General features: G+C 64.3%; 20 protein-coding genes and 1 tRNA gene. 11 read left to right on the top strand and 10 right to left on the bottom strand.

Annotated elements, in window-relative coordinates; translation table 11 throughout:
* Positions 1–323: 323 nt before the first annotated feature.
* Both AC0L21_RS27285 and AC0L21_RS27290 read left to right on the top strand, forming a co-directional pair.
* Positions 324–1,061, top strand: a complete 738-nt coding sequence (locus AC0L21_RS27285) for a hypothetical protein (protein ID WP_473264806.1) — start codon at positions 324–326, stop codon at positions 1,059–1,061.
* 145 nt (positions 1,062–1,206) lie between these two features.
* Positions 1,207–2,190: an LAPAL motif-containing putative phage structural protein gene (locus AC0L21_RS27290; RefSeq protein ID WP_473264807.1), complete on the top strand. Its 984-nt coding sequence runs from the start codon at positions 1,207–1,209 to the stop codon at positions 2,188–2,190.
* Positions 2,191–2,575: 385 nt separating this feature from the next.
* Here the strand turns inward: AC0L21_RS27290 and AC0L21_RS27295 are convergent.
* The 4 genes from AC0L21_RS27295 to mnmA all read right to left on the bottom strand — a co-directional run bounded on the left by AC0L21_RS27295 (position 2,576) and on the right by mnmA (position 5,127).
* Positions 2,576–2,652 (bottom strand) — tRNA-Met (locus AC0L21_RS27295).
* Between the two features lie 233 nt (positions 2,653–2,885).
* Complete coding sequence (locus AC0L21_RS27300) at positions 2,886–3,242, bottom strand: hypothetical protein (RefSeq protein WP_007596151.1); 357 nt, start codon at positions 3,240–3,242, stop codon at positions 2,886–2,888.
* A 44-nt stretch (positions 3,243–3,286) separates the two neighbouring features.
* Positions 3,287–3,925, bottom strand: a complete 639-nt coding sequence (locus tag AC0L21_RS27305) for a class I SAM-dependent methyltransferase (RefSeq protein ID WP_473264808.1) — start codon at positions 3,923–3,925, stop codon at positions 3,287–3,289.
* Positions 3,926–3,945: 20 nt separating this feature from the next.
* Positions 3,946–5,127 (bottom strand): tRNA 2-thiouridine(34) synthase MnmA, encoded by a 1,182-nt coding sequence (gene mnmA / locus AC0L21_RS27310; protein ID WP_247337677.1) that lies wholly within the window; start codon positions 5,125–5,127, stop codon positions 3,946–3,948.
* 348 nt (positions 5,128–5,475) lie between these two features.
* Here mnmA and AC0L21_RS27315 point away from each other — a divergent pair, with 348 nt between their 5' ends.
* The 9 genes from AC0L21_RS27315 to AC0L21_RS27355 all read left to right on the top strand — a co-directional run bounded on the left by AC0L21_RS27315 (position 5,476) and on the right by AC0L21_RS27355 (position 15,286).
* Complete coding sequence (locus tag AC0L21_RS27315; protein ID WP_473264809.1) at positions 5,476–7,122, top strand: flagellar hook-length control protein FliK; 1,647 nt, start codon at positions 5,476–5,478, stop codon at positions 7,120–7,122.
* Between the two features lie 13 nt (positions 7,123–7,135).
* Entirely contained in the window at positions 7,136–7,843 is a 708-nt protein-coding gene (locus AC0L21_RS27320) for a flagellar hook assembly protein FlgD (protein WP_027519911.1), read from the top strand.
* 368 nt (positions 7,844–8,211) lie between these two features.
* Positions 8,212–8,487, top strand: coding sequence for a CtrA inhibitor SciP (gene sciP / locus AC0L21_RS27325; protein WP_002714638.1), 276 nt, complete (start codon positions 8,212–8,214; stop codon positions 8,485–8,487).
* A gap of 192 nt (positions 8,488–8,679) precedes the next feature.
* Positions 8,680–10,287 (top strand): flagellar basal-body MS-ring/collar protein FliF, encoded by a 1,608-nt coding sequence (gene fliF, locus AC0L21_RS27330; RefSeq protein WP_473264810.1) that lies wholly within the window; start codon positions 8,680–8,682, stop codon positions 10,285–10,287.
* Positions 10,288–10,304: 17 nt separating this feature from the next.
* Positions 10,305–11,396 (top strand): flagellar motor switch protein FliG, encoded by a 1,092-nt coding sequence (gene fliG, locus AC0L21_RS27335; RefSeq protein WP_007614076.1) that lies wholly within the window; start codon positions 10,305–10,307, stop codon positions 11,394–11,396.
* Positions 11,396–12,016 carry a FliH/SctL family protein gene (locus AC0L21_RS27340; protein WP_473264813.1) on the top strand — a complete coding sequence of 207 codons (621 nt, stop codon included), beginning with the start codon at positions 11,396–11,398 and terminating at the stop codon, positions 12,014–12,016. The genes fliG and AC0L21_RS27340 overlap by 1 nt, the downstream gene beginning before the upstream one ends.
* A 3-nt stretch (positions 12,017–12,019) precedes the next feature.
* A complete protein-coding gene (fliN, locus tag AC0L21_RS27345; RefSeq protein ID WP_007596160.1) occupies positions 12,020–12,370 on the top strand; it encodes a flagellar motor switch protein FliN in 351 nt (116 codons plus the stop codon).
* A gap of 44 nt (positions 12,371–12,414) precedes the next feature.
* On the top strand, positions 12,415–13,800 hold the full coding sequence (flbD, locus tag AC0L21_RS27350) for a sigma-54-dependent transcriptional regulator FlbD (RefSeq protein WP_473264814.1): 1,386 nt from the start codon (positions 12,415–12,417) through the stop codon (positions 13,798–13,800).
* A gap of 337 nt (positions 13,801–14,137) precedes the next feature.
* Positions 14,138–15,286, top strand: a complete 1,149-nt coding sequence (locus tag AC0L21_RS27355) for a M20 family metallopeptidase (protein WP_473264816.1) — start codon at positions 14,138–14,140, stop codon at positions 15,284–15,286.
* A 30-nt stretch (positions 15,287–15,316) separates the two neighbouring features.
* Here AC0L21_RS27355 and AC0L21_RS27360 read toward each other — a convergent pair whose 3' ends face one another.
* The 6 genes from AC0L21_RS27360 to AC0L21_RS27385 form a co-directional block, all read right to left on the bottom strand.
* Positions 15,317–15,475 carry a hypothetical protein gene (locus AC0L21_RS27360; protein WP_473264890.1) on the bottom strand — a complete coding sequence of 53 codons (159 nt, stop codon included), beginning with the start codon at positions 15,473–15,475 and terminating at the stop codon, positions 15,317–15,319.
* A gap of 95 nt (positions 15,476–15,570) precedes the next feature.
* Positions 15,571–16,152, bottom strand: coding sequence for a flavin reductase family protein (locus AC0L21_RS27365; RefSeq protein WP_473264817.1), 582 nt, complete (start codon positions 16,150–16,152; stop codon positions 15,571–15,573).
* Between the two features lie 31 nt (positions 16,153–16,183).
* The gene (locus tag AC0L21_RS27370) at positions 16,184–17,020 is read right to left on the bottom strand and encodes an ATP-binding cassette domain-containing protein (RefSeq protein WP_473264818.1); all 837 of its coding nucleotides are present in this window, start codon (positions 17,018–17,020) and stop codon (positions 16,184–16,186) included.
* 20 nt (positions 17,021–17,040) lie between these two features.
* Positions 17,041–17,847: an aliphatic sulfonate ABC transporter permease SsuC gene (gene ssuC, locus AC0L21_RS27375; RefSeq protein ID WP_473264819.1), complete on the bottom strand. Its 807-nt coding sequence runs from the start codon at positions 17,845–17,847 to the stop codon at positions 17,041–17,043.
* Positions 17,844–19,001 carry an FMNH2-dependent alkanesulfonate monooxygenase gene (ssuD, locus tag AC0L21_RS27380; protein WP_473264820.1) on the bottom strand — a complete coding sequence of 386 codons (1,158 nt, stop codon included), beginning with the start codon at positions 18,999–19,001 and terminating at the stop codon, positions 17,844–17,846. The genes ssuC and ssuD overlap by 4 nt, the downstream gene beginning before the upstream one ends.
* A 141-nt stretch (positions 19,002–19,142) precedes the next feature.
* Positions 19,143–20,105: a sulfonate ABC transporter substrate-binding protein gene (locus tag AC0L21_RS27385; protein ID WP_473264821.1), complete on the bottom strand. Its 963-nt coding sequence runs from the start codon at positions 20,103–20,105 to the stop codon at positions 19,143–19,145.
* Positions 20,106–20,505 lie beyond the last annotated feature (400 nt).

Below are 20,505 nucleotides of genomic sequence, written 5' to 3' on the forward strand. Positions count from 1 at the left end.
CATCGCAAGCCCGGCTCGCAATCAAGACGACAACGAGATCGCCCCTCAAGGATGAGCCGGGATGAGCGACACATACGTCAAAACCGAATTTCGGTAAAGTGGAATATTTTTGTGGGGAAGGGTTGACGGGGTGGGGGGTGTTTCGCCCGACGGGCAGTGCCTCCCATACGTCGAAGCCTCGCAGTTGATCGCTCACGAGCTTGGTGCACCATTACCGTAGTTGGCCGCCTCACCAGACTAAAGCATACGTTACATCCGGATCGGCCCGGATTGCGCTCACCCACCGGTTGCGCTTGGATAGGCCTTTAGGTCTGGGGGCCAAAATGCGTATTTTAGCGATTGCAGCGCTTGGCGCCATGGTGAGCGGCTGCGTCACCAACACAGAGACAGTTCAGTTTCGGGCGTCGAACCCGCAGCAGCAAGCGCTTATGCGTGATGGGCAGCCCGCTTTGGTTTCGCGCCAGCGGAATTCGCTGGTGCTGGTACGACCTGCGGCTCGACAAATGCAGAAAGACGGCCGGCCCGTCTTTGTCGTCGGCATCAACAACATGGGCAGACAGCCGATCGACTTTCGGGTCTCCCAAGTTGAGGCCGTGCAACATGCTGCCGGTTCGGATTTTGAGATGAAGATCGTTACCTATGAAATGCTTGTTCAGGAAGAACGCAATCGTCAGGTGGCCGCAGCCCTCATAACCGGCCTCGCTGTTGCCGGTAACGCCTACGGCGCATCGCAGGCCGGCCACGGCCATTACACGACGCCTAGCGGTCGATCGGGTACGTTTTATAGCCCGACGGCTGCGGTGATGGCTCAGAATAACGCAACCGTTCAAAACGACGCAATGATTGCAGCGACCGTTGAGACAGGACAACGAAACATGGCCGTCCTGGAACAAGCTGTCATCAAGGACAACACCTTGATGCCTAGCGAATGGTACGGGGGCCAGCTCCATCTCGCGCCACCAACGGACCAGGGCGGCGGCCCCAAGATCTACACGATCGTCATCACGGTCGGCGGTGAACGTCACGTCATTGATATCGCGCAGGGCCCGGCTGGCGCTTAGCTTTTCTTAGCACGGGCAATTCTGGATGCGGTGGCACTGCCTCCGATTGGTTATAGAAAGATCGCGCCACTAGACTCGCATCGTCGTCAACTAGCAGCGTACGCACGGAGCGATTGACGACAGCACGCTACCAGTGGGGGGATTGTTGACCGAAAGCGCGCAGAACCGGGAGCGGTTTCAAGTCGCCTATATTGGCGACGATGAAAATGATCACAGCATGGATGTGGAGGCGCTAGGTCCAGCGCTCCTAGCGTTCGGGCAACTCCTCCGTGCCGCGAACGCTGAATTCAATCAGAACCGCGCAACCATGAAGGTGCTCGTCGATTCAAATTTCGAGCACAAGTGCTTCCTTATAAATTTCGAGACGCTGCAAACCATCCTCGATACTGTCAAAGACTTTCTTAACGACGAGGGCGTGAAGCACGCGGCCGACGTGCTGCAGAAAGTCGGTGTCAGTGGCGGTACGGCGGCGGCCGGTCTGTTTGGCTATTTGAAGTGGCGCAACGGTCGAAAGGTCGAATCAGTTCAAGAGGTGAAGAGTTCGCCCGGCGCGGTTGTCATTAAAGTCGAAGGCGATAACAACACGGTTCAAATCGGCAGTGATGTTTTCCGGCTCTCTCAAAATCCGCAAGTGTTAGAAGCGGTCGAGGGCACGCTAGCGCCGATAGACCATAAAGCAGCCAAAGCGATCGAGTTTCGCAAAAACGACAAGCCACTTGCCTACTTCAGAGGTAATGACATCAAGGCGATTATCGCGTCTTGCGAGGGCCCTGGCGAAATTGAGGTGGCCGATGATGAGGAAGAGGAGCCAAAGGTCGTCACCGCGACCTTGTACTCTCATGGTCCTGTATTCGAACCAAAGGCTCCTAACTGGCGATTCCTATATCGGAGGAAACCTATCTACGCCGACATCAAGGGCACAAGTATTGCCAAGGACGCGGTGAAGCGCGGCGGGTCATTCATGAATGACCGCTACAGAGTGAAGATGGAAGTTACACCACCGAATGATGAGCACGGCGAGACGCACTATAAAATTATCGAGGTTTTGGAATTTTCGCCTGCCGAAGAACAGATCAACATGAAGCTTCGCGCGGCGAAGAAGCCTGTGAAGAAGCGGGCGAGCAAATAAAAAGGCCTCGTCCATCCGTTGCCCTAACCAGCAGAACCCCGCCACGGGAACGCGGTGGCCGAAACGACCGATCGCAAGACTCATCAATTGCTCGACGCGCCAAAGAACAGAATACCCAGCCAAAGCAAGAAGGCGCCGATCGCCAAGACCAGGGCGAGAGCGAGCATCAGGCGGATGAATTCGATTGTACGCGTGGAATTCCTTTGAGAACTCGCTCGCCAGCGGGCGCCGGAGCGTCAGCAGGCCGCGCGATTCCGGTAACTCTCCGGCTCTCAGAAATGCCAGGCGGGCTGCCATCGCTACGAGCACGACCGCGCATCCCCAATCCACGAAGATCAGTATACGCACCACATCGTGAAGGACGGACATGCGAAGCTCGGGAAAATGGTAGCGGGAGAGGGACTCGAACCCCCGACCCCAGGATTATGATTCCCGTGCTCTAACCAGCTGAGCTACCCCGCCACAGGGTCGCGAGGGCCGAAACAGACCGATCTCGCGAACGCGCGGCATATAAGGAAGGGGGCGGCGGGCTGTCAAGCTAAGGTCGCCGGCTTCTGTTCGGGCCGATTTGGCGCGGGAATCGCGCCACTCAAGCACCAGAGTCGTGGAGAGTCCCCCTCACCCGGAATCCGCGCTTCGCGCGCATTCCGGCCTCTCCCCGCAGGCGGGGAGAGGCGAACAGGCGCGACTATTTGTTATTTCGGCCGCACGGTCGGATCGCCGCCGGGGCTGCCGGGGGGCGGGATGACGGGCATGGCGCCGTTCGTGCTGGGCGCCGGGGCGTGCATCTCGGGGTCGACGCCGGAGGGCGGGCAGAGCACGCCGTCCGATTTTGCCAGTTTGTCGCCGAGCGGTTCCCGGGACTGGCCGGTGGTGGTGCCGTCGGCCGAGCGGTTCGGGCGGTCCTGCGGCGTGCAATTGGTGGCGTGCTGCGGGGATGGCGGCGCGGTTTGTTGCGGCGGCGTCGCCGGGGCGGGCGGGGCCTGCGCGATCGCGCTGCCGGAGGCGGCGATCAGGAGGCTGGCCAGAATGATGTTCGATGTGGTGCGCATGGGAGGGAAACGCGCGGGTGCTGCCGCGTGTTCCGCGCCCCCGATCACGATTTGAGGTATCGGATCAGCGAAAAGTGGCCCATCGGCGGCATCGGGCGGCGCTCGGCGAGCGTAACGCCGCCGTGTTTTGCGGCCCAGTCGACCAGGCGCTCCCATGGAAATTCCGGGCGCCAGCCGAGACGGCGGGCGAGCGGCGCAAACGCCAGCTCGGAGAGTTTGCGCAAACCCTTTTCGGCGCCGATGTGGTTGACCAGGATCAGCTCGCCGCCGGGCTTCAGGACGCGCACGAACTCGTCGAGCGTGCCTTCGGGATCGGGCACCGCGGTGATGACGTATTGCGCGACCACCGCGTCGAAGAAGTTTTCGGGGAAGGCGAGGTTTTTCGCGTCCATCACCGAGAGCACCTCGACATTGGAGAGCCGCAAGCTGCGCACGCGCGATTGCGCCTTGCGCAGCATCGGCTCGGAGATGTCGACGCCGCAGATCTTCGTGGTGCGCGCATAATCCGAGAGCGAAAGCCCGGTGCCGACGCCGACGTCGAGGATGCGGCCGCCGATGCGGTCGGCCTCGGCGATGGTCGACTGCCTTCCGGCGTCGAACACCTTGCCGAACACGAGATCATAGACCGGCGCCCAGCGGCCATAGGCCTTCTCGACCCCGGCCCGCGAGATGTCTGCTGCCATGCCCCTGCCCTATGTATTTTTTAGCCGCGGACCGCTTCTGCGAGCGGCCTCGTCGTGCTGCTTGCGGCCTTCGCGGCGGCGCTTTGAATGAAGCCGCCGCCGAGCACGCGGGCCTGGCCGCCAGGTGCGTCGTAGAACACGCAGGCCTGTCCCGGCGAAACGCCCTCTTCGCCGGCGACGAGCTCGACCTCGTAATGGCCGTTCGCGCCGCGCAGCCACGCCGGCTGGGGCGCGCGGGTCGAGCGCACGCGCACGAACATTTCGAGGCCATCGCCGATGGCGCGGTCGATGTCGCCATCGCCGATCCAGTTGACGTCGCGCAACACGATGCGGTGCATCTTCAGCGCCTCGCGCGGGCCGACGACGACGCGGCGGTTGGCGGCCTCCAGCCGCACCACGAACAGCGGCGCGGCGGCTGCGATGCCGAGGCCGCGGCGCTGGCCGATGGTGAAATTGGCGATGCCGTTGTGACGGCCGAGCACGCGGCCGTCGAGATCGACGATGTCGCCGGGGTCCATCGCGTTCGGCCGCAGGCGGGTGATGATGTCGGTGTAGCGGCCGGTCGGCACGAAGCAGATGTCCTGGCTGTCGTGCTTGTCGGCGACCGCCAGACCAAAACGCCGCGCCAGTTCGCGCGTCTCGGGCTTGGTCATGTCGCCGAGCGGAAAGCGCAGATAATCGAGCTGCTCCTGCGTGGTCGCAAACAGAAAGTAGCTCTGGTCGCGATCGGCGTCGGCGGCACACACCAGCGCGCGCGAGCCGTCGGCGCGGCGGCGCGAGGCGACGTAATGGCCGGTGGCGAGCGCGGTGGCGCCGAGTTCGCGCGCGGTCTTCAAGAGGTCGCGAAACTTGACCGAGCGGTTGCACTCGATGCACGGCACCGGCGTCTCGCCGAGCGCGTAGCTGTCGGCGAAATTGTCGATGACGGATTCGCGAAAGCGGTCCTCGTAGTCGAGCACGTAATGGGGAATGCCGAGCTTGGCCGCGACGTCGCGCGCGTCGTGGATGTCCTGGCCGGCGCAGCAGGCGCCCTTGCGATGGGTCGCAGCACCATGGTCGTAGAGCTGCAGCGTGATGCCGACGACGTCGTAGCCTTCCGCCTTCAAGAGCGCAGCCGTCGTCGATGAATCGACGCCGCCCGACATGGCAACGACGACCCTGGTATCCTCAGGACGGCCTTCGAGATCCAGACTGTTGAGCATGGGCCTTAAAGCGTTGTGACGGCGGCGTTGGGCGATCCGCTGGGGGCTTCCGGCGGGACAAAGGCGATCCCCGGGAACCGAGAGTTCCCGAAGGGCGCGGCCTGCCCGGTCGAAAGCGGTTGAGAGCTGTCTCTTTAATATAGGCGGCCTTCCGGTGAAGCAATCACGGACCCCGCAAGGTTTACGGCAATTCTTGCCGGGGAGGCAGAAATGGCGGGGCTTTGAGAGGCCCCGCAGCGGGGATGTCAATTTGCCAAGCCATTGATTTTAATTGACAAAATCTATTTGCGCGAGGATGGCCCGCTCCTTGCTCCCTCTCATGGCGAAGATGTTTCCAAGGGGTTGCCTGTGGTCGGTCGTACGTCAGATGTCGTGGCAAGCGTGCAAGTCCCAAGCGCGCAGCAAAAGCCTGCCCGGTCGCAAGCGCCGAAAGAGAGCTCCGCCAACGACTCCTTTGGCTCGCTGGTGGACAGCAACACCCAGGCGATCAGCGACAGCGCGGCGTCCTCCGTGCAGGACACCCCGCGCCGCACCGACTCATCGTCCTCCGCCCCGGACAAGAGCCCGCGCGATCGCTCAGTGACCGACAAGTCCTCGCAGAGCAAGGCCAGCGACGACGCCGACAATTCCGCGGCCGCCAAAAGCGACACCAGGAACGACGCGAAGAGCAACGCCAAGAGCGACGCGACGGATGATGCCGCCAAGGCCGACGGCAAGACCAAGGACAAGCCGGAGGCGTCCGACACCAAATCGGCCGACAAGTCTGCGGACAAGTCCGACCAGACCAAGGGGGACAAGGCCGACGGCACCGATGGCCTCGCCGCCGCCGTCGATACCGCAGCCGCCGCGCAGATTGACGCGACGCAGGCCGCCTTACCCGATCCAAACGCACTCGTGATCGCCGTGCCGGTCGATCCCAACGCGGCCGCGAACCAGGCCACTGGCGCCGCCTCCTCGCCGCTGACGATCGCCGCCGCCGGCATTGCCGCCAGCGCATCCATCGCGGCGCAGATCACCGGCGTCAAGACCGATACCGCGACGCCGGGCGACAAGAGCGCCAAGACCGCAAGCGCCAAAGTCGATGCCGACACCTCGGCGACGCTGGCCGATGCCGCGACCGGGACGACCGATTCGACAGCGACCGATGCAAAGACCAATGGCGGCCTGATCGCCGCCGTCGACCAGGGCACGCCAAAAACCTCGTTCAAGGCCGCGGCCGTCGCGCAAGGCGCGAGCGACGTCTCCAATATCGGCCAGGACACCGGCAAGGCCAACGCCGCGCAGACCCCGGCGACGGCAGCGTCCGCCACCACGGCGCATCCGCAAGCCGACAAGCCGCCGATCGACGCGAACGCGGCCGACGGCAAGGCTGGGACTTCCGACCGCACCGCCGATGCGGCACCGGCGACGGCCACGACGCATGCCCATGCGGGCACGCAGGCCGCTGTCCCCACCACCGACACCAGCGCGCAGGCGGCCTCCGCCATTCAAGCGCCCCTGACCAATACGACTTCGGCCGCGACCGCATCGACCGCGACGCTTACCGTGACCGCGGCGAATGCCAAGGCCATTCCGATCAGCGGCGTGCCGATCGAAATTGCCGCCGCCGCACGCGCGGGCAAGACCCGGTTCGACATCAGTCTCGATCCGCTCGACCTCGGCCGCATCGACGTCCGCATCAATGTCGACCGCAACGGCCAGGTCACCTCGCATCTCACCGTCGAGAAGCCGGAGACGCTGCAGATGCTGCGGCAGGACGCGCCGCAATTGCAGCGCGCGCTCGACGATGCCGGCCTCAAGACCGGCAGCAACGGGCTGTCCTTCAGCCTGCGCGACCAGAATTCATCGGGCCAGAACTCCGGCCAGAACAACGACAATGGCGGCAATGCCCGCCGGCTGATCGTCAGCGACGAGGACGCAGTTCCCGCGGCCCCGGTCGGGCGCAGCTACGGCCGCATGCTCGGATCGAGCAGCGGCGTCGATATCAGAGTGTGAGGAGTATTCGATCATGACCACCACGAATGCCGCCACCGCCCCGTCCGTCGTCTCGGGCACGACCGACCTGCCGAAATCCTCGTCGAACCCAAGCCTGGGCTCAAGCACCGGCGCGACGCTGGCCGGCAATTTCCAGACCTTCCTGACGCTGCTGACGACGCAGCTGCAGAACCAGAACCCGCTCGATCCGCTGGACACCAACCAGTTCACGCAGCAGCTGGTGCAGTTCGCCGGCGTCGAGCAGCAGCTCAAGACCAACGACTCGCTGTCCCAGCTCGTCACGCTGCAGCAGACGACGCAGGCGACCCAGGCGCTCGGCTTCGTCGGCAAGACCGCTCTGGTCGACGGCACCACCGGGACCATGACGAATTCGTCGGCAACCTGGCATCTCAACGTGCCCAGCGACGCGACCGTCGACATCACCATCGCCAATGCCAGCGGCCAGACCGTGTTCACCGGCAAATACACCGCCGGCGCGGGCACCGACGTTCCGTTCACCTGGAACGGCCAGGGCAATGACGGCACGCAATGGCCCGACGGCAAGTACACGATCTCGGCCACGGGCAAGGACGTCGCCAACAACAATGTCGGCATCGCCGCGCAGGTGCAGGGCACGGTGTCGTCCGTCGACCTGACCCAGTCGCCGCCGCTGCTGACCATCGACGGCTCCAGCTACACCCTGAGCCAGGTCAAGAGCATCATCGCGACGGCCAGCAATTAAAGGCGGCACGCGAAGCACATTCCGCGTCGTCCTGGCGAAAGCCAGGACCCATTGCCACCGAAAGTAGTTTTGGTTCGAGGGAGTAGCCCCGAGTCGTCGCCAAACTTCGCGCTGGGGTAATGGGTCCTGGCGTTCGCCAGGACGACAATTTGGGCCTTGCGGCACCCCGCGCAGGCCTCGTTCGTTAGTAAAGTATTTACGAACACCCCCCTCGGCCCGCCTGGACGCACCGTCCCGCCGGTCGAGACGGCTGCGTTCCAGCCATTTTCAACGAGAATTGTATTGAAGCCTTAGGCTTAGCGGATTTTTAAGCCGGCGGGCGTAGGGTTCCTGAGTGAGTTCAGTGGTTGAGAGTTTGTGAGTACGCCATGACAGAACCCCATCGCCCGAGGGTAAAATACGTCATCGGGCCGGACGGTAGTCCGTTGACGATTGCGGATCTGCCTGCACCCGGCACCAAACGCTGGGTCATCCGCCGCAAGGCCGAGGTCGTCGCCGCAGTCCGTGGCGGTCTTCTCTCCCTCGAGGAGGCCTGCAGCCGTTATACGCTGACGGTTGACGAATTCCTCTCCTGGCAGTTTTCGATCGACCAGCATGGTCTGGCGGGACTTCGCACCACCCGTATCCAACAATATCGCCAGTAGGCAATCCGGAAATCTGCGGCTTTTGACGAAAATCGGCCTCGCCTCGCGAGGCCGATTTTTTTCATGTTTCGTTTTGGCGCGACTTTTGTCGCAGCTCTTAACCTTCGTTAACCATATCGAAACCATCACCTAGGCAATAATTGCCCAGTCGGCCTTTCCTGTGAAAGCAGCCGAATCTCTCGGGGCGGTTGCTTGCAAGGTCTTGCGGACTTTCTGAAGGGTATCGGAGCCGCCCGGTTCGGGGCGATGATCGCGGTCACCGCCGCGCTCGTCGGCTTCTTTGCGTTCGTCATCATGCGCGTCACCACGCCGCAGATGACGACGCTGTTCACCGACCTCAGCGTCGAGGACTCCTCGGGCATCATCAAGGACCTGGAGCGCCAGGGCATCCAGTTCGAGCTGCGCAACGAAGGCAGCATCATCATGGTGCCCAAGGACAAGGTCACCCGGCTGCGGATGAAGCTCGCCGAGGGCGGCCTGCCCAAGGGCGGCGGCGTCGGCTACGAGGTGTTCGACAAGTCGGATGCGCTCGGCACCACCTCTTTCGTCCAGAACATCAACCATCTCCGCGCGCTGGAAGGCGAGCTCGCCCGCACCATCCGCGCCATCGACCGCATCCAGGCCGCCCGCGTCCATCTGGTGCTGCCGGAGCGCCCGCTGTTCTCGCGCGAGGCGCCCGAGCCGTCGGCCTCGATCGTGGTGCGGGTCCGCGGCGCGCTGGAGGCCCAGCAGATCCGCGCCATCCGCCACCTCGTCGCCTCGGCCGTGAACGGGCTGAAGCCGCAGCGGGTTTCGATCGTCGACGAGACCGGTCAGCTGCTCGCCGACGGCGCCCAGACCGATCCGGACCAGCAGATGGGCGACGAGCGCCGCACCGCCTTCGAGAAGCGGATGCGCAAGCAGGTCGAGGACATCGTCTCCTCCGTGGTGGGCACGGGACGCGCCCGGGTCCAGCTCTCCGCCGATTTCGACTTCAACAAGATCACCCAGACCTCGGACAAGTACGACCCCGAAGGCCGCGTGCTGCGCTCGAGCCAGACCCGCGAAGAACAGAGCATGACCGCCGACAACAACGGCCAGGTCACCGTCAACAACGAGTTGCCGGGCAACCAGCAGAACGGCGGCGTCGCGGCCAAGGACCAGAGCAAGAAGAGCGAAGAGACCAACAATTACGAGATCTCCCGCACCACCAAGACCGAGGTCACCGAGGCCGGTCGGGTCAACCGCATCTCGGTCGCGGTGCTGGTCGACGGCATCTACTCCAAGAACGAGAAGGGCGATCTGGCCTACCAGGACCGCACCAAGGAGCAGCTCGACCGCATCGCCACGCTGGTGCGCTCGGCGATCGGCTTCGACCAGAAGCGCGGCGACCAGGTCGAGGTCGTCAATCTGCGCTTTGCCGACGCCCCCTCCACCACCCCGATCGCGGAGCCGAGCGGCTTGCTCGGCATGCTCCAGTTCACCAAGGACGACGTCATGTACTTCGTCGAGCTCGGCGTGATGATGCTGCTCGGCCTGGTCGTGCTGTTCCTGGTGATCCGGCCGCTGGTCAAGCGCATTCTGGCATCCGATGAAGTCGCAGCCGCCATTTCCGGCGCCCTCACCGGTCCGGCGAGCGACGAGGCCGCGCCCGCCAGCCAGCCGCTCCTGCCGAGCGGCGCCGCGAGCGCGATCGACGTCGCCACCGTCCAGGGCCAGGTCCATGCCCAATCCGTCCATCGCGTCGGCGAACTCGCCGAGCGCAATCCCAACGAGACCGTCGCCATCATCCGCCAATGGCTGACCGAACCCGCGAAATAATCGAGAAGTGATCTGACATGGCCGCTGCCCTGCAAAATGCCAATTCCAACGACATCACCAGCGTGATCTCCACGCTCGGTCAGCGTGCCGTCGGCCGCGCGGGCGCCAAGACCGAAGCAGTACCGGGACCGAAGCGCGCCGCGATCCTGATGCTGGCGCTCGGCGAGCAATATGGCGGCAAGATCTGGGGCTTGCTCGACGACGACGAGGTGCGCCAGCTCTCCCTGGAGATGTCGACGCTCGGCACCGTCGAGGTCGACACGGTGGAGGACATGCTGCTCGAGTTCGTCTCGCGGATGTCGGCCTCCGGCGCGCTGATGGGCAATTTCGATGCCACCGAGCGGCTGCTCCAGCAATATTTGGCACCCGAGCGCGTCAACGGCATCATGGACGAAATCCGCGGCCCGGCCGGCCGTAACATGTGGGAGAAGCTCTCCAACGTGCAGGAAGAGGTGCTCGCCAACTATCTCAAGAACGAATATCCGCAGACCATCGCGGTGGTGCTGTCGAAGCTGAAGCCGGAACACGCCGCGCGCGTGCTCGGCATCTTCCCCGAGGATCTGGCGCTCGACGTCGTCAACCGCATGCTGAAGATGGAGGCGGTGCAGAAGGAGGTGATCGAGAGTGTGGAGAAGACGCTGCGCACCGAATTCATGTCCAATTTGTCACAGACCCGCCGACGCGACGCCCACGAAGTGATGGCGGAAATCTTCAACAATTTCGACCGCCAGACCGAAACCCGCTTCATCACCTCGCTGGAAGAGGACAACCGCGAATCGGCCGAGCGCATCAAGGCGCTGATGTTCACCTTCGACGACCTCGTGAAGCTCGATTCCGGCTCCGCCCAGACCCTGATGCGCAACGTCGACAAGGACAAGCTCGGCGTCGCGCTCAAGAGCGCCAACGAGGACGTCCGCAACTTCTTCTTCGGCAACATGTCCTCGCGTGCGGCAAAAATGCTCCAGGACGACATGGCGGCGATGGGCCCGGTCCGCCTGCGCGACGTCGACGAGGCCCAGGCGCTGCTGGTCAACCTCGCCAAGGATCTCGCCGCCAAGGGCGAGATCATGCTGACCAAGAACCGCGCCGACGACGAGCTGGTGTATTGATGGCCGCTCCGGCAAAATTCCTGTTCGACAACGACTTCGCAGCGCCCGACCGGACGCGCGAGAAGGCCGCAACCGCAGCCGAGATCGCCCAGAAGGTCGCGGAAGCCGAGGCGCGCGCCTATCAGGACGGCTTCGCCGCCGGCCAGCGCGAGGCCAAGGCCGAGAGCGACCGCCGTGTCGCACTCGCCCTGGAAGAGATCAACATCGCCGTCCGGGGCATCGCCTCGGGCATCGGCAACATCGAATCCAAGATGGAGACCGAGGCGGTCGACGTCGCGGTCGCGGTGGCGCGCAAGCTGTGCGCCGATCTGGTCGCCGCCGAGCCGCTCGGCGAGATCGTCGCGCTGGTCAAGGACTGCTTCTCGCATCTGGTCGCGACGCCGCATCTCGTCGTCCGCATCAACGACGCGCTCTACGATTCCGCGCGCGAGAACATCGAGCGGCTGGCCAGGCAGAACGGCTTCGAAGGCCGGCTGGTGATTCTGGCCGAGCCCGAGATTGCCACCGGCGACTGCCGGATCGAATGGGCCGATGGCGGCGTCGTGCTGGAGCGCGCCGCTATCGCGGCCAAGATCGACGAAATGGTGGGACGCTACGTTGCATCCCGCAGGGGGAGTTAAATCATGAGCGACACTGACGGACAGGTCCCGCTGCCCGATCTCAATGGCCCGATGCCGCCTACCGGCACCGACGTCGGCTACAACGAGGACGAATACGCGACGCGCGCCGCCGCCGACCTCGAGGCCGTGTTCGACGTACCGGTGCAGGTCTCGGCGGTGCTCGGCCGCTCCAAGATGGACGTCAGCGAGCTGTTGAAGCTCGGACCCGGGACCGTGCTCGAGCTCGACCGGCGTGTCGGCGAGGCCATCGACATCTACGTCAACAACAAGCTGGTCGCCCGGGGCGAAGTCGTCCTGGTCGAGGACAAGCTCGGCGTGACCATGACCGAAATCATCAAGACTGAACGCGCCTAAAGCGATGACGCGCGGCAGCGCGACCAGACGGACAGGAGACTGACATGCGGCTTCTCATCGTTGGCACATTGAAGGGCCAGCTCACCACCGCCACCAAGATCGCGATGGCGAACGGCGCCACCGTGACCCACGCCGAGGATCACGATCAGGCGATGCGCGTGCTGCGCGGCGGCAAGGGTGCCGACCTGCTGCTGGTCGACGTCGCCCTCGACATCCGCGATCTCGTGATGCGGCTCGAGGCCGAGCACATCCACGCGCCGATCGTCGCCTGCGGCATCACCAACGACGCCCGCGCCGCGGTTGCCGCGATCCACGCCGGCGCCAAGGAATACATCCCGCTGCCGCCGGACCCGGAGCTGATCGCGGCGGTGCTGGCTGCCGTCGCCAACGATTCCCGCGAGCTGGTCTATCGCGACGAGGCAATGGCCAAGGTGATCAAGCTCGCCCAGCAGATCGCGGGCTCGGACGCTTCGGTGATGATCACCGGCGAATCCGGGACGGGCAAGGAAGTGCTGGCGCGCTACGTCCACACCCGTTCGGCCCGCGCCAAGCGCCCGTTCATCTCGATCAACTGCGCCGCGATCCCCGAGCATCTGCTGGAGTCCGAGCTGTTCGGCCATGAGAAGGGCGCCTTCACCGGCGCGATCGCCCGGCGCATCGGCAAGTTCGAGGAGGCAACCGGCGGCACGCTGCTGCTCGACGAAATCTCGGAGATGGACGTCCGCCTTCAATCCAAACTGCTCCGCGCCATCCAGGAGCGCGTGATCGACCGCGTCGGCGGCACCAAGCCCGTCCCGGTGGACATCCGCATCATCGCGACCTCGAACCGCAACCTGGTCGAGGCCGTGCGCGAAGGCACGTTCCGCGAGGACCTCTTGTTCCGGCTCAACGTCGTGAATTTGAAGATCCCGCCGCTGCGCGAGCGTCCCCTCGACATCCTCGAGCTCGCCCAGCACTTCGTGAAGAAATATGCCGAAGCCAACGGCGTGCCGATGCGCCCGATCTCGGCGGAAGCGCGGCGCGTGCTCTCCACCAACCGCTGGCAGGGCAACGTCCGCGAACTCGAAAACACCATGCACCGTTCGGTCCTGATGGCACAGGGCGACGAGATCGGCGCCGATGCGATCCTCACGCCCGACGGCGACCGCCTCGACCTCGCCAAGACCGCACCGGCCGTGGCGCATGCCACCATGGCCGCCGAGCAGGTTACGCGGGCCCTCGTCGGCCGCACCGTCGCCGATGTCGAGCGCGACCTGATCCTGGAGACGCTGAAGCACTGCCTTGGCAACCGGACCCATGCCGCGAACATTCTGGGCATCTCAATCCGTACGCTGCGCAACAAGCTCAACGAATATTCCGACGGCGGCATTCCGATCACGCCGGCTGGCACGCCCGGTGAATATCCGCGCATGCCGATGGTGGGGGCGTAAGATCCACGCCGATTGAGATAATGCGAATGCCCGGGCCCAGTCCCGGGCATTTTTGTTGGTGAAGTGCAGACAGCCTCCAGACTCTCGATGTCGTCCTGGCGAAAGCCAGGACCCATTACCCCAAGGAGGAGTTTGACGAAGATTCGTCGTTCGGTACTCCTACCGCCCTCCGCCGATAGATTCCGCGGTATGGGTCCTGGCTTTCGCCAGGACGACGTTGGGAAAGGCAGCGTGGATCAAAACCCGCAGACTGCGACATGGCCGCACCGCATTCTCCGACTAGGTCAGGCTCACACAACGCCCTATAACCCCGCGTGAGAACCACGCGAGGGTCAACATGTCTCAAGCTCAAATCACGGACTGGCTGGCGACGCAGCGGCAGGCGATGATCGATCTGCTGCGCGATGTCGTGAACATCGATTCCGGGTCCTATGACAAGGAAGGCGTCGATGCGGTCGGGGCGCGGTTCGAGCGGCATTTTGCCGAGCACGGCATTCCGTTCCGACGCGAAAGCCACGCTACTTTCGGCGATGCGATCCACGCCGAAGTCGCAAAGCCCGGTAGCAACGAGAAGGCGGTGCTGTTGATGGGGCATCGCGACACCGTGTTCGGCAAGGGCGAGGCCGGACGGCGTCCGTTTACGATCCAGGGTACGCGCGCCTATGGTCCTGGTGTTGCCGACATGAAGTCCGGCGTCGTCATGAACATATTCGTGGCAACCGCCTTCCACAAATTCGGCGGCAACCCGCATCCCATCAAGCTGCTGATCACCTCGGACGAGGAGATCGGCTCGCCCTCCTCGCGGCCGGTGATCGAGCGCGAGGGACGCGCCGCGCGCGCGGTGTTCAATTCCGAGCCGGGCCGCCCGACCGGCAATATCGTCACGGGACGCAAGGGCGGCATCTTCATGCATTTCGCCATCACCGGCAAAGCCGCGCATTCCGGCGCCAATTTCGCCGCCGGCGTCAGCGCGATCGGCGAGCTCGCGCACAAGATCGTGCATATCCACGCGCTCACCGATCTCGACAAGGGCATCACGCTCAATGTCGGCCTCGTCTCGGGCGGGCAGTCCGTCAACACGACGGCGCCTTACGCGGAAGGGCAGATCGACCTGCGCTATGTCGATCCGGCGGATCGCGCGAGGGTGATGGCCGCGATCGAGACGATCATCGCGACACCCTACGTGCCCGGCACCAGCGCGACGTTGACCGTCAAGGGCGAGTTCGTGCCGGTGGTGCAGAGCGCCGATTCAAAGGCGCTGTTCGAGAACTATCAGGCCGCCGCAAAGCAGGCCGGCCTCACGACGCTTCAGGGCGAGTTCTCCGGCGGCTGCGCCGATTCCGGCTTCACCGCCGCGGTCGGAACGCCGACCATCTGCGGGCTCGGCCCGGTCGGCGGGCTCGCGCACACGCCGGAGGAATATCTCGAGCTCGACAGCATCGTGCCGCGCGCGCAGGCGCTGGCGCTGGCGATCTTGCGGGGGTGAGAACAGGTGCCGCGCCCGTCCGCGAGAACGTCACGAATAGCTCGGCGCATCCGGCCTGCGGAAGATCTGGATGGGGTCGCCCGGCACCATCGGATGGCCGCTGAACATCGCATAGGCGTAGAGCGCGAGATAGGCGATCGCGAGCGCGCCGACCGCGTAGAAGGCCCAGGTCGCGACGCGTTTCATCATTGCGCTCCATTGCTGTCCCGGCGGGAGGCTCAGGCAGCGCTTCTAGAGCGATGACGGGGAAAAGGCCAGCCTGCACGGCCGATCGCCGGCGGCGATCAAATGCCACGCCGGACGTGGGTGGGAACGCTGACGTCCGCAAGCCTGAGTGCGTCTTCGTCCTGATCCACCGCCAGGTACTGACCGTGCCAATAGGCCAGCGCAGCGTTGCGGGTCGAATTCCTGACGTCTCGCACCCGCCCGATGATGATCCCGTGTGAATGACGCTCGAAGATCTCCTCGACTTCGCAATCGACGGCCGACAATGCGCCCACAAGCAGCGGAACACCCGAGACGGCGGTCACCCAACTGGCGCCCGCGAAACGATCGGCACCCTTGAGCCCGCCCTTGCCGGCAAAACGCTCGGCGATGTCGAGCTGATCGGCCGCGAGGATGTTCACGCCGAAGGCACCGTAGCGGCGGATCAGCGGGAAGGAGGAGGCGTCGCGGTTGATGCTGACGATCAGCGTCGGCGGATCGACAGAGAACGAGCTGACCGAGGTGACCGTCATGCCGGTGATGTCCTTACCCCGTCCGGCGGTGATGACGCTGACGCCGCCGGTGAGGTGGCGCATGGCGCCGCGGAAATCGGCGGGCAAAACGGGGATTTCAGTCATGAGATCGCGGGGCACTACATTCATGGCATACTCCCCGAAGCGGGGTTCCCTCTATTTAGGTACGATCGTCCGCCGACAAAAGGTGGCTCAGGATCGAGCCTTCGAGGCCCGCGAGCTCGGCCGAGCCGCGTTCGCGCGGCCGGGCCGTGTTAACCACGACGTCATGGGCGATCCGCCCTTCCTCGATCACCAGCACCCGGTCGGCCAGCGCGACCGCCTCGGCGACATCGTGGGTCACCAGGATCGCGGTAAAGCCCTGGTCGCGCCAGACGCGCTCCAGCAACCGCTGCATCGAGATGCGGGTCAGCGCATCCAGCGCGCCAAGCGGCTCGTCGAAGGCGAGCACACGGGGACGCGAGACCAGCGCGCGGGCAAGAGCTACGCGCTGCTTCTGGCCGCCCGACAGTACCGAGGGCCACTGATCGCGCTTGTCGGTCAGCCCGACTTCGGTCAACGCCTTATCGGCGCGTGTATGCGCATCACTGGATGAACGATCGCGACCGAGGCCGACCTCGACATTGGAGAGAACGCGGGCCCAGGGCAACAGCCGCGGCTCCTGGAACATCACGCGGATATCCTCGGGCTTCACGGCGTCGCCGAGCGAGATGCTGCCGGCGTTGAACTTCTCCAGACCCGCGATGAGGCGCAGCAGCGTGCTCTTGCCACAGCCGCTCTTGCCCACGATCGCGACGAACTGGCCGGCGGGGATGTGCAGGTCGATGCCGCGCAGCACCTCGTTGTCGCCGTAGGATTTGCGCAGGCCGCGGATGCTGAGCGGCAGGCCGCTGTTATGCGCTGGGCGCTCCTCGCGCACCACGCGGGCGTGAGGCGCGAAATTGGCGCGGTTGGCGAGCTCGGTTTCCGGAAGGGAGGTACGAAGGGCTGTCTGCATGTGATTCCCAGTATGTCTGCTCAGCGTTTCCAATAAGCCGGGTGCCAGGAGAGCGTCAGGCGCTCCAGCACGCGGGAGGCGCTGTCGGCGAGCTTGCCGAGCAGCGCGTAGATCAGGATCGAGAGCACCACGACGTCGATCAGCATGAACTCGCGCGCCTGCATCGCCATGTAACCGAGGCCCGAAGACGCCGCGATGGTCTCGGCGACGATCAGGGTCAGCCACATGATGCCGAGCGCAAAACGGATTCCGACGAAGATCGAGGGCAGCGCGCCCGGAAAGATCACGCGGCGGAACAGCTCGCCGTCGGTCATGCCGTAGATGCGGCCCATCTCGATCAGCTGGGGATCGACGGTGCGGATGCCATGCAGCGTGTTGAGGTAGATCGGGAAGAACACGCCGAGCGCGACCAAAAACAGCTTCGCGCTCTCGTCGATGCCGAACCACAGGATGACAAGCGGGATCAGCGCCAGATGCGGCACGTTGCGCACCATCTGCAGCGTGGTGTCGGTGAGCTTGGCCGAGAGCTGCGACAGGCCGTTGGCGAGGCCGAAGGCAAAGCCGATGCTGCCGCCGATCAGGAAGCCGATCGAGGCGCGCCAGAACGAGACCCAGATGTTGCGAACGAGCTCGCCGGAGAGCAGCAGCTTCCAGCCCGCAAGCAACACGTCGCTCGGCGCCGGCAAGACCCGAGTCGGCACGAAGCCGGTGATGCTGGCGACCTGCCAGATCGCGATGATGGCGAGCGGCACGATCCACTGGATCAGGCCCTCGACGCGCGGCAGGCGCAAGCCGCGGGGAAGCGAAACGCTGTCGATCAGGCTCATGATTGCGACACCTGCTGCTGCGGACGATAATCACTGCCGACGGTCTCGCCGAAGGGGCCACCGTTGAAGTGAAGTCTAGTCACGTTGCTGGGCTGCTCCAGCGAGAGCAGCGGGAACACCAGCTCGGCGAAACGATAGGCTTCCTCCAGATGCGGGTAACCCGACATGATGAAGGTATCGACGCCAATGTCCTGATACTCCTTGATGCGGGCCGCGACCGTCTGGGCATCGCCGACCAGCGCCGTGCCGGCGCCGCCGCGCACGAGGCCGACGCCGGCCCACAGGTTCGGGGCGATCTCGAGCTTGTCGCGCTTGCCGCCATGGAGCTGCGCCATGCGCTGCTGGCCAACCGAATCCATCCGCGCAAAGTTCTTCTGCGCGGTCGCGATGGTCTCGTCGCTGACATGCTTGATCAGCTCGTTGGCCGCTCGCCAGGCCGCCTCATTGGTCTCGCGGACAATCACGTGGAGCCGGATGCCGAACGATAGTTTTCGACCGCGTGCGGCGGCCACCTCCCTCACCTTCGCGATCTTCTCGGCGACCAACGCCGGCGGCTCGCCCCAGGTGAGGTATTTGTCGACGGTATCGACAGCGACGTCGATGCCGGCATCCGACGAGCCGCCGAAATAGAGCGGCGGACGCGGCGACTGCACCGGCGGAAACAGCAGCTTGCCGCCTTCGACATGGATGTGCTTGCCCTCGACATTGACCGTCTTGCCGGCGAGCAGCTCGCTGTAGACGCTGAGGAACTCGCGGGTGACCTCGTAGCGCTCGTCATGGGCAAGGAAGATGCCGTCGCCCTTGTTCTCGACCGGATCGCCGCCAGTGACGACGTTGACCAGGAGCCGGCCATTGGTGATGCGGTCGAGCGTCGCGGTCATGCGCGCGGCCACGCTCGGCGATTGCAGGCCGGGCCTGACCGCCACGAGATAGCGCAACCGCTCGGTGAACGGCGCGACCGAGGAGGCGACGATCCAGGAATCCTCGCAAGACCGCCCGGTCGGCAGCAGCACGCCGAAATAGCCGAGCTGGTCGGCGGCCTGCGCGATCTGGCGCAGATAGTTGAAATTGACCTCGCGGCCGCCGATGCCGGTGCCGAGATAGCGGCCGTCGCCGTGGGTCGGCAGGAACCAGAGGATGTTGGCGTTGCTCATGGATGTGCTCCGATGACTAACCGTAAGTCGTCCCGACCGCGGCGGCGACGATGCCGATCGACATGACGATGGCTGCGACTACGCGTTGAACGACACGCCTCATGTTCAAACCCTTTGAAATGGGGAGATTGGTTGGCACGATCAGGCTGCCGGGTTGCGCCAGACGATATCGCGAATGACGATGGGCTTGGGGATCAGGCCGAGCTTGTGGAAGCGGTCGGCGACGCCCTGCTGCGTCGTGACGATGTCGTCGGTGACGGGACCGACCACGAAGTTCGCGCGATTGGCTGCGAGGGTCTGGATGTCCAATGGAACGCCGGTGATCGCGGCGAGCGATTTGGCGACCTCGTCGCGGTGCTGTTCGGCCCACTGACCCGCCGCGGTCGTCACGTCGATGATCTGCTGCAGGATCGCGCCGTGATTCCCCGCGAAATCGCGGTTGGCGATGAAGAAGGAATTGGTCTTGGTGACGTCGCGCGCATTGATCAGGATGCGGCCGCCCTGCTTTGTCTCGCCGATCGCGAAGTAAGGATCCCAGATCGCCCAGGCCTCGATGCTGCCATTGGCGAAGGCAGGCCCGGCGTCCGGCGGCGTCAGATAGACCGGCGTGATGTCGGCATAGGTGAGGCCGGCTTTCTCCAGCGTCTGCACCACGACGTTGTGGGCGCTGGAGCCCTTGGTGAAGCCGACGCGCTTGCCCTTCAGGTCGGCGATGCCGCGGATCGGCGAGTCCTTCGGCACCAGGATGCCCTGCCCGTTGGTGATGGGCTGGCCGGCGGCATAGACGATCGCGGCGCCCGCCGCCTGGGCGAACACCGGCGGGGAATCGCCGACCGCGCCAAAATCGACGCTGCCGACATTCATCGCCTCCATCATCGGAGGTCCCGACGAGAACTCGACCCATTTCACGTCGATGCCCAAGGGCGCGAAATGTTTTTCCAGGGCGGCCTGCTGACGCGTGATAACCAGCACGCCGGTCTTCTGGTAGCCGATACGAATTTCCTTTACCGCGCCTTGTGACGTTCCTTGTGCTTTGGCACTCGAAGCGAATGCGGCGACTGCCGCAGTTACAACGGATAGTTTGAGAAAGTCCCGACGTTGCATCCGACACTCCAGGCCGCGTGCGGCCGTCCTTCATTCGTGCTCGGGAATGATGGTGCGGCTGATCGGAGGTGTCGAGACGCGCGGAAAAATAGCGATGCAGGCACTGCGCGCGTGGCGGAGCGCATGATTAATCTTTCAATCCACGGAGCGAATGCAGGGGATATTTTTCCGCACGCGAATGTGAAAAACGCACGCGCCCGACCGAGAAATTAACAAATCGCGAAAACAACCCCATGCACAGTAGCCGGGGCGTGCGAAAACAATAACTTACGCTTATCCGAAATTTGTTTTGACTCGTCGGGCAAAACAGGAGCAGGATGGCATCATGGCGCACTGGGAGCTGTCGTGGTGCGCAGCGTCCTCCATTCCACTGTCATTCCCCGCGAAGGCGGGGAATCCA

Source organism: Bradyrhizobium sp. WSM4873 (assembly GCF_055811355.1).